14 protein-coding genes and 1 riboswitch are annotated in these 13,722 nt (G+C 68.6%); of the genes, 10 read left to right on the forward strand and 4 right to left on the reverse strand.

The genetic code is table 11. The features are described 5' to 3' along the window. Positions 1-6: 6 nt before the first annotated feature. The 3 genes from ACTJLD_RS08790 (at position 7) to ACTJLD_RS08800 (ending at position 3,359) form a co-directional block, all read left to right on the forward strand. Entirely contained in the window at positions 7-1,038 is a 1,032-nt protein-coding gene (locus ACTJLD_RS08790) for an ABC transporter ATP-binding protein (RefSeq protein ID WP_440658570.1), read from the forward strand. An 87-nt stretch (positions 1,039-1,125) separates the two neighbouring features. Further along, positions 1,126-1,950, forward strand: a complete 825-nt coding sequence (locus ACTJLD_RS08795; RefSeq protein ID WP_021159580.1) for a phosphodiesterase — start codon at positions 1,126-1,128, stop codon at positions 1,948-1,950. Between the two features lie 209 nt (positions 1,951-2,159). Continuing rightward, complete coding sequence (locus ACTJLD_RS08800; protein ID WP_059695516.1) at positions 2,160-3,359, forward strand: MFS transporter; 1,200 nt, start codon at positions 2,160-2,162, stop codon at positions 3,357-3,359. 21 nt (positions 3,360-3,380) lie between these two features. Here the strand turns inward: ACTJLD_RS08800 and ACTJLD_RS08805 are convergent, their stop codons facing one another. Next, positions 3,381-4,553 carry an EamA family transporter gene (locus ACTJLD_RS08805; protein ID WP_060312213.1) on the reverse strand — a complete coding sequence of 391 codons (1,173 nt, stop codon included), beginning with the start codon at positions 4,551-4,553 and terminating at the stop codon, positions 3,381-3,383. A 505-nt stretch (positions 4,554-5,058) separates the two neighbouring features. On the opposite strand from ACTJLD_RS08805, the gene ACTJLD_RS08810 reads away from it, so the two are divergent. Then, complete coding sequence (locus ACTJLD_RS08810; protein ID WP_027787937.1) at positions 5,059-5,412, forward strand: type II toxin-antitoxin system RelE/ParE family toxin; 354 nt, start codon at positions 5,059-5,061, stop codon at positions 5,410-5,412. Next, positions 5,409-5,690: a helix-turn-helix domain-containing protein gene (locus ACTJLD_RS08815; RefSeq protein WP_021162059.1), complete on the forward strand. Its 282-nt coding sequence runs from the start codon at positions 5,409-5,411 to the stop codon at positions 5,688-5,690. The genes ACTJLD_RS08810 and ACTJLD_RS08815 overlap by 4 nt, the downstream gene beginning before the upstream one ends. A gap of 40 nt (positions 5,691-5,730) precedes the next feature. Here ACTJLD_RS08815 and ACTJLD_RS08820 read toward each other — a convergent pair whose 3' ends face one another. The 3 genes from ACTJLD_RS08820 to ACTJLD_RS08830 form a co-directional block, all read right to left on the reverse strand. Further along, on the reverse strand, positions 5,731-6,519 hold the full coding sequence (locus tag ACTJLD_RS08820; RefSeq protein WP_021162060.1) for a molybdopterin-dependent oxidoreductase: 789 nt from the start codon (positions 6,517-6,519) through the stop codon (positions 5,731-5,733). Between the two features lie 29 nt (positions 6,520-6,548). After that, complete coding sequence (locus ACTJLD_RS08825) at positions 6,549-7,181, reverse strand: cytochrome b/b6 domain-containing protein (RefSeq protein WP_027787939.1); 633 nt, start codon at positions 7,179-7,181, stop codon at positions 6,549-6,551. Between the two features lie 92 nt (positions 7,182-7,273). Next, positions 7,274-7,549 carry a pentapeptide MXKDX repeat protein gene (locus tag ACTJLD_RS08830; protein ID WP_027787940.1) on the reverse strand — a complete coding sequence of 92 codons (276 nt, stop codon included), beginning with the start codon at positions 7,547-7,549 and terminating at the stop codon, positions 7,274-7,276. 268 nt (positions 7,550-7,817) lie between these two features. Beyond that, a riboswitch (TPP riboswitch) is annotated at positions 7,818-7,934 on the forward strand. A gap of 124 nt (positions 7,935-8,058) precedes the next feature. Here ACTJLD_RS08830 and thiC point away from each other — a divergent pair. The 5 genes from thiC (at position 8,059) to ACTJLD_RS08855 (ending at position 13,699) form a co-directional block, all read left to right on the forward strand. After that, complete coding sequence (thiC, locus tag ACTJLD_RS08835) at positions 8,059-9,990, forward strand: phosphomethylpyrimidine synthase ThiC (RefSeq protein ID WP_027787941.1); 1,932 nt, start codon at positions 8,059-8,061, stop codon at positions 9,988-9,990. 249 nt (positions 9,991-10,239) lie between these two features. Next, positions 10,240-10,452 carry a glycine zipper 2TM domain-containing protein gene (locus tag ACTJLD_RS08840; RefSeq protein WP_021162063.1) on the forward strand — a complete coding sequence of 71 codons (213 nt, stop codon included), beginning with the start codon at positions 10,240-10,242 and terminating at the stop codon, positions 10,450-10,452. A 194-nt stretch (positions 10,453-10,646) separates the two neighbouring features. Continuing rightward, positions 10,647-10,895, forward strand: coding sequence for a hypothetical protein (locus ACTJLD_RS08845; RefSeq protein ID WP_027787942.1), 249 nt, complete (start codon positions 10,647-10,649; stop codon positions 10,893-10,895). Between the two features lie 142 nt (positions 10,896-11,037). Beyond that, complete coding sequence (locus ACTJLD_RS08850) at positions 11,038-11,964, forward strand: DMT family transporter (protein WP_027787943.1); 927 nt, start codon at positions 11,038-11,040, stop codon at positions 11,962-11,964. A 454-nt stretch (positions 11,965-12,418) separates the two neighbouring features. Beyond that, complete coding sequence (locus ACTJLD_RS08855) at positions 12,419-13,699, forward strand: sensor domain-containing phosphodiesterase (RefSeq protein ID WP_027787944.1); 1,281 nt, start codon at positions 12,419-12,421, stop codon at positions 13,697-13,699. Positions 13,700-13,722: the final 23 nt, after the last annotated feature.

Here is a 13,722-nt window from a genome sequence, read left to right on the forward strand (position 1 = left end):
GCAGACATGAAACTCGATTCCACTCCCATCATCCTGACCCGCTGCGCGAAGACCTTCCGCGGCACGCGCGTGCTCGAACCGCTCGACCTGTCGATCGGTGCGGGCGAAACGCTCGTGCTGCTCGGGCCGTCGGGCTGCGGCAAGACGACCACGCTGCGTCTGATCGCGGGCCTCGACACGCCGGACGCCGGCGGCACGATCGCCTTCGGCCATGACGACGTCACCGCGTTGCCGATCGAGCGCCGGCAGGTCGGCATGGTGTTCCAGAACTACGCGCTGTTTCCGAACCTGACGGTGCGCGGCAACGTCGGCTACGGGCTGAAGATCCGCAAGACCGAGCCGCGCGCGCTGCGCGCGCGCGTCGACGAGCTGCTCGCGATGATGCGGCTCGACGCGCATGCGGACAAGCCGGTCGACCAGCTGTCGGGCGGCCAGCGCCAGCGCGTCGCGCTGGCCCGCGCGCTGGCGGTGCGGCCGCGCGTGCTGCTGCTCGACGAGCCGCTGACCGCGCTCGACGCGAAGCTGCGCGACGTGCTGCGTCGCGAGATGAATGCGCTGCTGCGCGAGCTCGGCGTGACGACGGTCTACGTGACGCACGACCAGGCCGAAGCGATGGAGCTCGGCGACCGGATCGTCGTGATGGGCGCGGGCCGCATCGAGCAGATCGGCACGCCGCGCGACATCTACTACCACCCGGCGAACCGCACGGTCGCGCAGTTCATCGGCACGCTGAACCGGCTCGCCGGGCAGTGGCGCGACGGCACGCTGGTGACGACGGGCGGCGCGGTCGCCACGCCGCACGCGGCCGACGAATGGTTCTTCCGCCCCGAGGATGCGCAACTCGCCGATCCCGCGCATGCGCCGCTGCGCGGCGCGGTCAGCGCGTGCGCGTTCCTCGGCGAGCGCACGCGGCTCACGATCGAGCACGCGGCCCCCGATGCGCTCGTGATCGACGTGCCGGGCCGCATCGCGCTCGCACGCGGCACGGCGGTCGGCCTCGCGATCGCACCGGAAGGCCTGATCGCGCTCGGTGCGTAATCCATCGTTCGGACATCATTCATGCAGCCCCCCACCGCGGCGCGCGACGCCGCCGCGACAACAACCAGACGATTCCGAGGAACGACGATGCTGCTTGCTCAAATCAGCGATCTCCACATCAAGCGTCCGGGCCAGCTCGCGTACCGGCGCGTCGACACGGCGGCCGCGCTCGCGCGCTGCATCGACAGACTGAACGCGCTCGTGCCGCGCCCCGATGCCGTGCTCGTCACCGGCGACCTCACCGACTTCGGCCACGATGAAGAGTACGGCAACCTGCGCGGGCTGCTCGCGGCGCTCGAGATTCCGTACTACCTGATGATCGGCAATCACGACGACCGCGCCGGGCTGCGCCGCGCGTTTGCCGATCGCGCCGAGCTGCAGGATGGCGAATTCGTGCAGTACGCGCTAGACGTCGGCGCGGTGCGCGTGCTCGCGCTCGATTCGCAGGTGCCCGGCGCAAGCCACGGCGACCTGTGCGACGCACGGCTCGCGTGGCTCGCCGCGCAGCTCGACGCCGCGCGCGACCGGCCCGTGATCGTCGCGCTGCATCACCCGCCGTTCGCGGCGGGAATCGGCCACATGGACAAGCTGCGCCTCGCGCCCGCCGCCGCCGCGAAGCTCGACGCGTTGCTGCGCGCTCATCCGAACGTCGAGCGCGTGCTGTGCGGCCACGTGCATCGCACGATGTTCACGCGCTTCGGCGGCACGCTCGCGTCCGCGGTGCCGTCGCCCGCGCATCAGGTCGCCTTCGACCTGCGAACCGACGCGCCGTCCGCATTCCGGCTCGAGCCGCCGGCGTTCGCGGTTCACCGCCATGCGCCCGATACGGGGATGACGTCGCATCACGTGTACGTCGATGAAGGCGCCGGGCCTTATCCGTTCTACGAACCGACGGGCGAGCTGGTCGATTGACGGGGTGAAGCGCGCGCGATGACGGGCGGCGGACGGCCGGTTTGCCGGTTTGCCGACTCTGCCGACTCTGCCGACTCTGCCGGTCCGCCGCGCGCCCGGCAGGAATCACGCCGCTCCGGTATGATCGGCAGCCTTGACCGGCGCCCCGCGCGCCTGCGCACCCGACGCGTGCGCCGCGCGCCGCGCCGCCCCACTCCGTCCGCGCAGCCATGTCCACCGCCCCCACCGACCATCCGACCGACGCCGCCTCGCCCCACTATTCGCGCAGCCTGCTGTTGCTGCTCGCGACGATCGCGGGCGTATCCGTCGCGAACATCTACTACAACCAGCCGCTGCTCGACAGCTTCCGCTCCGCGTTTCCCGACGGCGCTTCGTGGATCGGCGCGGTGCCGACCGCGACGCAGCTCGGCTATGCGGCCGGCATGTTCCTGCTCGCGCCGCTCGGCGACCGCTTCGACCGCCGCCGGCTGATCCTGATGCAGATCGCCGGCCTGTCGGTCGCGCTGATCGTCGCGGCCGCCGCGCCGTCGCTGGCCGTGCTCGCCGTCGCGAGCCTCGCGATCGGCGTACTCGCGACGATCGCGCAGCAGGCCGTGCCGTTCGCCGCCGAGATCGCGCCGCCGGCCGAACGCGGGCACGCGGTCGGCACCGTGATGAGCGGCCTGCTGCTCGGCATCCTGCTCGCGCGCACGGCCGCCGGCTTCGTCGCCGAATATTTCGGCTGGCGCGCGGTGTTCGCCGCGTCAGTCGCGGCGCTCGTCGCGCTCGCCGCCGTGATCGTGCTGCGGCTGCCGCGCAGCTCGCCGACGTCGACGCTGTCGTACGGCAAGCTGCTCGGCTCGATGTGGCATCTGGCAGTCGAACTGCGCGGGCTGCGCGAGGCGTCTTTGACGGGCGCCGCGCTGTTCGCGGCATTCAGCGCGTTCTGGCCCGTGCTCACGCTGCTGCTCGCCGGCGCGCCGTTCCATCTCGGCCCGCAGGCAGCCGGCCTGTTCGGGATCGTCGGGGCGGCCGGCGCCCTCGCGGCGCCCTACGCGGGCCGCTTCGCGGACAAGCGCGGCCCGCGCGCGATCATCTCGCTCGCGATCGCGCTGCTCGCGCTGTCGTTCGTGATCTTCGCGCTGTCGGGCTCGAGCCTAGTCGGGCTCGTGATCGGCGTGATCGTGCTGGACGTCGGCGTACAGGCCGCGCAGATCTCGAACCAGTCGCGCATCTATGCGCTGAAACCCGAGGCGCGCAGCCGCGTGAACACGGTGTACATGGTGTGCTATTTCATCGGCGGCGCGCTCGGCTCGTCGGCCGGTGTGGCCGCATGGCACGCGTTCGGCTGGATCGGCTTGTGCGCGACCGGGCTGGCGTTCACCGCGCTGGCGGGCTGGTTCCACCATCGCGGCGGCCGGCGCGACTGAACGCGACCGGCCACGGCAGCGTCACGCGTCGGTGCGGGGCGCTGCCGGTTCGGCGGCGGGCGGCGGCGCGAACGCCGGCGCCGGATCCACGACACCCGCGGGGTCCATCACGGCAGCCGGGGTCGGCACGGCCAGTGGAACGGCGGAAGGCGCCAGGATCGGTGCCGCATCCGGCACCGCGATCTGCTCGGGTGCGGACGAAGCCTCCGCCGCCGACGTGGCCGCCGCGGCCGCCGAACCGGCGGCTGCCGCGCGCGCCGCGGGCCGGCGCGCCGGATCGAACACGAACGACAACCCGACGCTGCCGAGGATCGCGACGGTCGCGACCACGGTCGCCATCGTCACCGGCTCGCCCAGCAGCAGCGCACCGAGCGCGACCGCGACGATCGGGTTCACGTACATGCAGCTGCTCGCGATGATCGGGCTCGTGTGGCGGATCAGGTAGCCGTACGCAACGTACGCGGCCATCGTGCAGAACACCATCAGGTACAGGAACGCGAACACCGGCCCCACCATCACGTGCTCGATGCGCTCGCCGATCAGCCAGGCAACGAGCGTCGAGATCATGCCGCCCAGGCCGATCTGCAGCGACGTGGACAGGAACAGGTCGGACGGAAGCTTGAGCCGCGTCGCGAGATGCGCGCCGCCGGCCCAGAACAGTGCGCCGGCCAGCACGCAGATCGTGCCGAGCGCCGAATTCTGCGCGGCCGCGCCGCCCGAATTCAGCACGACGATGCCGACCATCCCGAGCGCGACGGCCGCCCACTCGCCTTTCGTGACCGGCCGCCCGGCGACCGCCGCGATCACGGTCGCGAACAGCGGCACCGTGGCCACCATCACCGCGGCCGAGCCGCTGCTGACCGAACTGATCCCGAGCGCGATCGTGCCGGACGACAGCGCGACGAGCATCGTGCCGACGATCCCCGCATTGCGGATTTCGAGCGGCGTCGGCCATTCGGGCTTGCGCCGCAGCGCGAAGATGAACAGGCCGATCCCGCCGAGCAGGTTGCGCAGCCCCGACAGCAGCAGCGGCGGGAACGACTGCAGCGCGAAATGCAGGCCGCTGTAGGTCGAACCCCAGACGAAATAGATGAACACGAGCGCCAGCGCGACGCGGCCGCCGCGGCTTTGCGGCAGGCGGATCCGGAACGAGAAGCGGGCGAGGAAATCGAGGAGACGGTCGAGCGGCGTCATCGCGCAGCCTGCCCGCACGTCGCGCCGCGTGCTCCGCTGAAAGACGCCGGCGATGCCGGCAAACGGTCCTGGCGGGACCGGGAAGGCAGAGCGAACGTGCGGAACGACATGGCAGTGCGAACGGCGACGAAAGAGAACCGGCAGGCGGCGGCAGAGGGACAAAAAAAATGCGCGCAACCGTTTCGGCTGCGCACGCTCGGCATTATGGCATCAAGGATTCGAAAGCATCATCGGACCTGTCTGAAAGGATCGCGAATGATGTTTCCGCGCGACATTTTACGGCCGCCGGGCGGGTGAAATCGGGGGCCGGATACGCCGCGCGCATGCGCTGCCGGTGCCGGCTCGCCCCCACCGCCAACGGCGATCCAACGCGCCCGAACCAGGCATCGGCCGAACGGCCAGTCCTGCACGCCGGCCACTGCTTCCCCCTTATCGTGACGGTCGACTCACGCGCCGCGCGCCCTGCGCGACCTTCCTTCAAAACCCGCACCACCCATACAAAATTTTGTATAATTCGACCATTCTTCCGCCGAAGCCGGTTGTTTTCGTCGGCAGCGCCCTCGCCGATCTTCGCGGCTTTCCGCTGCCCGCGCGACGCGAAGCCGGCCACCAGATCGACCAAGTGCAACGCGGCCTGGCGCCGGACGACTGGAAGCCGATGCGCACCGTCGGCGTCGGCGTGCGGGAAATTCGCCTGCGCGATGCGAGCGGCGCATTCCGGATCATTTACGTCGCGACCTTCGCCGACGCCGTCTACGTGCTTCACTGCTTCCGGAAGCAATCGGCGCGTACGACCAGGGCCGATATCGAACTGGCCGCCCGGCGCTATTGCGCGCTGATGATGGAGAGGAAACGATGACCAACGAACGTTACGAGAGCGTCTGGGACGCAATCGAGGGCCAGCCGGCCGAAGCCGAGAACATGAAGCTGCGCTCCGAACTGATGATCGCGCTCAAGCAGCGCATCGCGCAGCTCGAGCTCAGCCAGGCCCAGGCCGCGAAACAGCTGGGGGTCACGCAGCCGCGCGTCTCCGACCTGCTGCGCGGCAAGATCAACCTGTTCGGGCTCGACGCGCTCGTCAACATGGCGGCGGCTGTCGGCCTGCGCGTCGACCTCCAGGTGCGTGAATCCGCGTGATGCATCGCGGCACGCGCCGCCACCGCATGCCACGCACCGCTCACGATCCGCCGAACCAGTTGTACCCCTGATCGACCCAATAGCCGCCCGGATACGTATCGGTCACGAAGATTTCCATGATGTGCTTCGGGTTCTTGTAGCCGAGCTTGGTCGGCATCCGCAGCTTCATCGGGAAGCCGAATTCCGGCGGCAGCCGGCGGCCGTCGTAGTCGAACGCGAGCAGCGTCTGCGGATGCAGCGCGGTCGGCATGTCGATGCTCTCGTAGTAATCGTCCGCGCACTTGAAGCCCACGTACTTCGCCCGTGTATCGGCGCCGGCCCGTGCGAGAAACGCGCCGAACGGCGTGCCGCCCCAGCGGCCGATCGCGCTCCACCCTTCCACGCAGATATGTCGCGTGATCTGCTCCGCGTGCGGCAGCGCATACAGTTCGTCGAGCGTCCACACGCGCTTGCCCGTCACGCGGCCGGACAGCACGAGCCGGTACGTCGACGCATCGACGTGCGGCACGTCGTCGATCCCGTAATACGCGTTGAACGGGAACGGTCGCGTGATGTCGGCTTCGGTGTAGGTCGGTGCGAGCCGTTCGCCGCTGAACAGCCACGCCTGCACGCGGTCGTTCATGCGCGACACCGTCTCGAGGAACGTGTTGACCGACGCGTCGTCCTTCAACGTGCAGCCGGTCAGCATCGTCAGGCCGCCGAGCGTCAGGATGCGCCGGTTGAAGAGGCGCCGCGACGGCATCTCGAGCTCGCGACGCACGTCCAGCTCGAGCGACTTCCGATCGAGCGTCCAGCGCGAACCGTCGCGCTTGTATTCGGATTCCGACATGATGATTTCCTTCGCCCGCGGCTCGCGGGTCAGCGGCCGCGCAGCATCGCGAGCAGCGAGCGCGGCACCAGCAGCGCCATCGCGACGTGAACGACAACGAATGCGACGAGCAGCGACATCGCCCAGAAGTGCACGACACGCGCGTTGTCGTAGCCGCCGAACAATTCGCGCAGCAGCGGGAATTGCACGGATTTCCAGATCGTGAGCCCCGACAGCACCAGCACGACGAGATCGACGATCGCGGTCAGGTAGGCGGCACGCTGCACCGCGTTGTAGACGCTCAGGTCGTCGTGCGACAGCCGTCCGCCCAGCGCGGCACGCACGTCGCGCCATATCGACGCCGGCGTGACCGGCAGCATCTTGCGCGCGAGGCGCCCCGTCGCGATCGACATCGCGAGGTAGAACAGCCCGTTGCCGACCAGCAGCCACATTGCCGCGAAATGCCATTGCAGCGCGCCGCCGAGCCAGCCGCCCAGCGTGATGCCGTGCGGAAACACGAACGGCGGATAGATCGGCGACGCGTCGTAGATGCGCCAGCCGGACAGCACCATCAGGATCGCCGCGAGCGCATTGAGCCAGTGGCTCGCGCGCACCCACAGCGGATGAATCGGGCGCGCGGGCGGCGTGGCGGTCGCGCGGCCGGTAGCGGGAACGGTTTGCATGATGAAGACTCCGGGAATGAGTCGACGAGACAGGATGCGATGCGGGCGGCCGCCGTGCGACGCACGCGCCGGCCGCGCCGCGTCCGCCTCCGTCAGTTCGACGGCGCCATCTTGTCGCCCGACGGCTTGCCCATCTCGTCGTGCGACATCGCGTCCTTCTTCATCGCGTCTTTCTTCATCGCATGCTTCTTCATGCCGTCCTTCTTCATCGCGTCATGGCCCATTGCATCCTTGGCCATCGCGTCGTGGCCCATCGCGTCCTTCGACATCGACGAACCCGGCTGCGACATCGCGTCGTTCTGCGCATACGCGCCCGTGGCGATCGTGGCGATAGCGGCAACGCAAGCGGCGATCAGTACTTTTTTCATGACATCTCTCCAACACATGGGTTTAAGGAGCCGAATAGACGGACGACGTCGCGGGAAATGACAGCCGCTGCGAAAATTTTTTTGAGGTTGCGCGAAAGCGCGCCATGTTGCACCGCTTCGCCCCGGCCGGCCGAGCCGTGGGGCCATGCGGCGGCGACGCGCGCTGCCATTTCGACGGGCCATCGCACCGCCCGCCATGCTGCGGCCGCACCGGGGCAGCCGATTCTCTCCCGGTTGAAACCGCCGCGAAGCCAGTGTATCGTGTGCGCTGCTAACGCGGGGGTCCTGCAATGCGCGCGGTCAAACAACCGGCATTGCGGGTGAGAAATACCCTTTGAACCTGATCTGGATAATGCCAGCGCAGGGAAGCGTACGGATTTCGCCGCCATCCTTCTGACGAAATCCGCCGCCTCACCAAGCCTCGTCTCCTGCTTAGCTCGAGCCCCACATTCGTCAAGGGCTCCGGGCAAGCGCCGAAGCGCCTGTCCGGCGCTCATACAGGAGATTGCATGAACGCCAATCCGAAGTTTCTGTCCGCCGACGCACACGTCGACGCCGCCGCTGTCGCCCCGCTGCCCAATTCGCGCAAGGTTTATGTAACCGGCTCGCAGCCCGACATCCGCGTGCCGATGCGTGAAATCACGCAGGCCGATACGCCGACCGGCTTCGGCGGCGAAAAGAATCCGCCGATCTACGTGTACGACACGTCGGGCCCCTATACCGATCCGGACGCGAAGATCGACATCCGCGCGGGCCTGGCCGCGCTGCGCCAGGGCTGGATCGAGGCACGCGGCGACACCGAAGTGCTCGGCGGCCTGTCGAGCCGGTACGGCCTCGAGCGCGCGGCCGACCCGGCCACCGCCGACCTGCGGTTCCCGGGCCTGCACCGCAACCCGCGCCGCGCACAGGCCGGCAAGAACGTCACGCAGATGCACTACGCGCGCCAGGGCATCATCACGCCGGAAATGGAATACATCGCGATTCGCGAGAACCAGCGCCGCGCCGAGTACCTCGAGAGCCTGAAGGCGAGCGGCCCGAACGGCGCGAAGCTCGCCGCGATGATGGGCCGCCAGCACCCGGGCCAGGCGTTCGGCGCAGCGGCTTTCGGCGCGAACGCGCCGGCCGAGATCACGCCGGAATTCGTGCGCTCGGAAGTGGCATGCGGCCGCGCGATCATCCCCGCGAACATCAACCACCCGGAATCCGAGCCGATGATCATCGGCCGCAACTTCCTCGTGAAGATCAACGCGAACATCGGCAACTCGGCCGTCACGTCGTCGATCGGCGAGGAAGTCGACAAGATGACATGGGCGATCCGCTGGGGCGGCGACACGGTGATGGACCTGTCGACCGGCAAGCACATCCATGAAACGCGCGAGTGGATCATCCGCAACAGCCCGGTGCCGATCGGCACGGTGCCGATCTACCAGGCGCTGGAAAAGGTCAACGGCAAGGCCGAGGACCTGACCTGGGAAATCTTCCGCGACACGCTGATCGAGCAGGCCGAGCAAGGCGTCGATTACTTCACGATCCACGCGGGCGTGCGCCTGCAGTACGTGCCGCTCACCGCGAACCGGATGACGGGCATCGTGTCGCGCGGCGGCTCGATCATGGCGAAGTGGTGCCTCGCGCATCACAAGGAAAGCTTCCTGTACGAACACTTCGAAGAGATCTGCGAGATCATGAAGGCGTACGACGTGAGCTTCTCGCTCGGCGACGGCCTGCGCCCCGGCTCGATCTACGACGCGAACGACGAAGCGCAGCTCGGCGAGCTGAAGACGCTCGGCGAGCTCACGCAGATCGCGTGGAAGCACGACGTGCAGGTGATGATCGAAGGCCCCGGCCACGTGCCGATGCAGCTGATCAAGGAGAACATGGATCTCCAGCTCGACTGGTGCAAGGAAGCGCCGTTCTACACGCTCGGGCCGCTGACCACCGACATCGCGCCGGGCTACGACCACATCACGTCCGGCATCGGCGCCGCGATGATCGGCTGGTTCGGCACCGCGATGCTGTGCTACGTGACGCCGAAGGAACACCTCGGCCTGCCGAACAAGGACGACGTGAAGGAAGGCATCATCACGTACAAGCTGGCCGCTCACGCCGCCGACCTGGCGAAGGGCCACCCGGGTGCGCAGGTGCGCGACAACGCGCTGTCGAAGGCGCGCTTCGAGTTCCGCTGGGAAGACCAGTTCAACATCGGTCTCGATCCGGACAAGGCGCGCGAATTCCACGACGAAACGCTGCCGAAGGATTCCGCGAAGGTCGCGCACTTCTGCTCGATGTGCGGCCCGCACTTCTGCTCGATGAAGATCACGCAGGACGTGCGCGAGTTCGCGGCGCAGCAGGGCGTGTCGGAGACCGAAGCGCTGAAGAAGGGGATGGAAGTCAAGGCGGTCGAGTTCGTCAAGACCGGCGCCGAGATCTATCACCGTCAATAAGCACGCGCGGCGGTCCGCCCGGACCGCCGCGTCTCGCGCTTCGGCGCTGCGCAAGCCCGCTTTCGAGCGGGCTTTTTTGTGCGTGTGCACACCGCGTGCCTGCCGGCGCGAGGGAAACAAATGATTACGAAACCGCCCGAGCCTTAACAAGTCCTTACAGCAGCCCCATGGGACGGCGCGTAGATTGGGGTCATGCGCGGTCGCCAGCCGGTCGCGCGACCTCCGTTCACTACCACAAGGACAACGATCATGAACTCGATTCGGCGTTTTGGGGTATGCGCTCTGCTCGTCGCGACGGTGGCCAGCCTGTCGGCCTGCGATTCGATGTCACGACGCCAGCGCGATACGGCAATCGGTGCGGGTGTCGGCGGTGTCGCCGGCGCGGCGATCGGCGGCAGCGCGCTGTCGACGCTCGGCGGCGCAGCGGCCGGCGGCATCATCGGCAACCAGGTCGGCAAGTAAAAGGCGGCGCAACGCGCCGCGATAGTCGGCCAGACGGCGTTTTCGCGGTGCGGAAGCGCCGTTTTCGCATGCGGCGCCGCAATGTGGCCGGCAGCCCGTGCGGAAATGATCCGTTACCGTTTTGCACACCGTGTCATCGGCGCGCGGCCTAAGCTTAAGCATCTGCCGATTGCCGGCTCCGCCGGAGAGACATCATGAACAGGACCCTCGTCGCCGCGGCGCTCGCCTGCGTGACGCTCGCCGGCTGCTACTACCCGTACGGCTATTATCCCGGCGGCTACTATACGGCTGCACCGGCCCCCGTCTATGTCGATCCAGGCCCCGCCTATTACTATCCGGCACCTGCCTACGCGCCCGCATGGGGCGGCTATTGGGGACCGGCGGTATCGCTCAATTTCGGCTTCGGCGGACGCGGCGGACACGGCGGCTGGCGCCATCACTGACCGGGCTCGACCGCCGGCACGCGGCCATCGCGTGCCGGCAACCGGCGACATTCCCGTTTCTTGCCATTTCATCGAAACGTGAAACGACGGCCTGGTAACGGGGTGTAAGATTCCCGCATCCCTTCCCCGCCCTACACACTCGATGTCACCCAAGAACGCCCTTCTGCTGACCGTGCTCGCTGCCCTGTGGGGTGCGTCGTTCCTGTTTATCCGGATCGGCGTCGTCGATCTCGGCGTGGCGCCGCTGATGGCGTTGCGGGTCGGTATCGGCGCGCTGTTTCTCGCGGGCTTCGCGCTGACGCGCTTCAAACCCGCCGATCTCGGCACCCGGCTGCGCCGTCACGCGTGGCCGTTGTTCGTCGTCGGCGCACTGAACTCGGGCATCCCGTTCTGCCTGTTCGCGTTCGCCGAGCTGACGCTGTCGGCCGGCGTGACGTCGGTGATCAACGCGACGACGCCGCTCTGGGGCGCGCTCGTGGCCTACCTGTGGCTGAAGGACAAGCTGTCGCTGCCGCGTGCGCTCGGCCTCGTGATCGGGTTCGCCGGCGTGCTCACGCTCGTGTGGAACCAGATCGCGAATGCGCATGGCGAAACGGGCGCCGCCGCGACCGCGCTCGCCGCCGCCGCGGCACTCGGCGCGACGCTGCTGTACGGCATCGCGGCCAATTACACGAAGCGCAAGCTGACCGGCGTCGATCCGCTCGTCAACGCGACCGGCAGCATGATCGGCTCGACCGTCCTGCTGCTGCCGTTCGCGATCGCCACCTGGCCGGCCGCGCCGGTCAGCGCGCACGCGTGGGGCTCGGTGCTCGCGCTCGGCGTCGCCTGCACGGGCATCGCGTATTTCATCTACTTCTACCTGATCGCGCATGTCGGCCCCGCCCGCGCCATCACCGTGACGTTCGTGATTCCGGTGTTCGGCCTGCTGTGGGGCGCGCTGTTCCTCGGCGAACACGTGTCGGCCGTGATGATCGAAGGCTGCGCGATCGTGCTCGTCGGCACCGCGCTCGCGACCGGCGTGATCAAGCGGATTCCCGGGATCCGGCCGCGCAGCGGCGAAGCGACCTGACGATTCATTCGGGTGCACGTATCGCCATCGGTCGGGCCGTGATGCCTTCCGACCGGGTGCCGGCTGTTCTCCGCGCCGCCGTGGAGGGTGCCGCAGCGCCGCCGGCATTCGTCTGACGGCGACATGCGCTCGCGGCCCTGCCGGCCGCCGGGATTGCCCGCCTCGCCTCATCGTGCGCACCATGCCGCCGGGTTGTCATGTGCGGCGGCGGCGCCCTTCGCGCCGCGGCGGTCATGCGCGGCACGCATGCGGGCGGCGCCGGCCGCAGCCGCATACCCGCGTGCGTCTGGAGTTTCCCTGATACGCGAGCGGCCCCATTCCCGTTACACTCCGAACACTTACCCGCAGAAGGCGGCCTCGATGTCTCACGTCCTTTCGCGTCCGCCGGCGCGTGCGACCGCTTCAGCGCGGCGGCGCGCTACCGCCCCGCCGCTCGCCCCCGGGCTCCGTTGACATGAAGCCCGCCCGCGACCTCTCGCTCGACTCCCTGCTCGACCGTCTCACGCCGACGCCCGGCGGCTGGGTCGCCACCTATCGCACCACGACGCTGCGCAGCGTGTTCCAGCCCGTGCTGTCGATCACGCACAAGCGGGTCGTCGGTTACGAGGCGCTGCTGCGCGTCGTCGACGCGAACGGCGCACTGATCTCGCCCGCCGCCCTGTTCGACAAGACGCGCGCCGACGCCGACGCGCTGCTGCTCGACCGGCTCGCGCGCTGCCTGCATACGGCCAACTTCGTCGCTCAGGGCATCGGCGACGGCTGGCTGTTCCTGAACGTCACGCCGCGCGTGCTCGACTCGGGCCTCGTGCAGCGCGAATTCGTCGAGGCGCTGTGCCGGCATTTCGCGCTGCCGCCGAACCGCATCGTGCTCGAGGTCGTCGAACAGCCGTCGCGCGACGAAGCCGCGCTCGCCCGCACGATCGACATGATCCAGCATCGCGACTTCCTGATCGCGATCGACGATTTCGGCACCGGATTCTCGAACTTCGACCGCGTGTGGCGCGCGCGCCCCGACATCGTCAAGCTCGATCGCTCGCTCGTCGAACGTTCGACCGGTTCGGCCGACGATCGCCGCATCATGCATCACCTCGTGTCGATGCTGCACCAGGCCGGCGCGATGGTGCTCGCCGAGGGCGTCGAGAATGACGATTCGCTGCAGGCGCTGATGGAAGCCGACATCGATTTCGTGCAGGGTTTCCAGTTCGGCCAGCCCGACGCATCGATCGCCCATGCCAGCGCGGCAGCACCCGCGATGCTCGACGCCGCGTGGCAGCGCTTCATCGCCCGCCGGCACACGCCGGTCGTCGCCGAGCAGCCGGGCTTCGACGCGATCGAGCGGCTCGTGCTGACCGGCGCGGCCGCATTTTCCGCGAGCGGCAACTTGCAGGACGCCGCGCATCGCGTGTTCGCGGTGCCGGCCGCCCGCCGCGTGTTCGTCACCGACGAAACCGGCGAGCAGTTCCTGCCGTCGATCGGCGCGCCCGCCGACGACGGCCAGGCCGGCGTCACCCGCCTCGCACCGCTCTTTCCGGAGACCCACAGCAACTGGTCGCGGCGCCCGTATTTCCAGCGCGCGATCGCCGCGCCGGGACGCGTCGCGCTGATGGGCCCGCATTTCTCGCTGACGGAAGGCCGCGACTGCTATACGGCCGCCGTCGCGATCCGCGCGCAGAGCCGGCTCGTCGTGTTCTGCGTCGACTTCGTACTCGACAGCGCCGGGACCGTGATGCGGTAACCGGCGCGGGTGCGAGCGCCCGG

It is taken from the genome of Burkholderia sp. 22088 (assembly GCF_052045915.1).
GTDB classification, from domain to species: Bacteria; Pseudomonadota; Gammaproteobacteria; order Burkholderiales; family Burkholderiaceae; genus Burkholderia; species Burkholderia cepacia.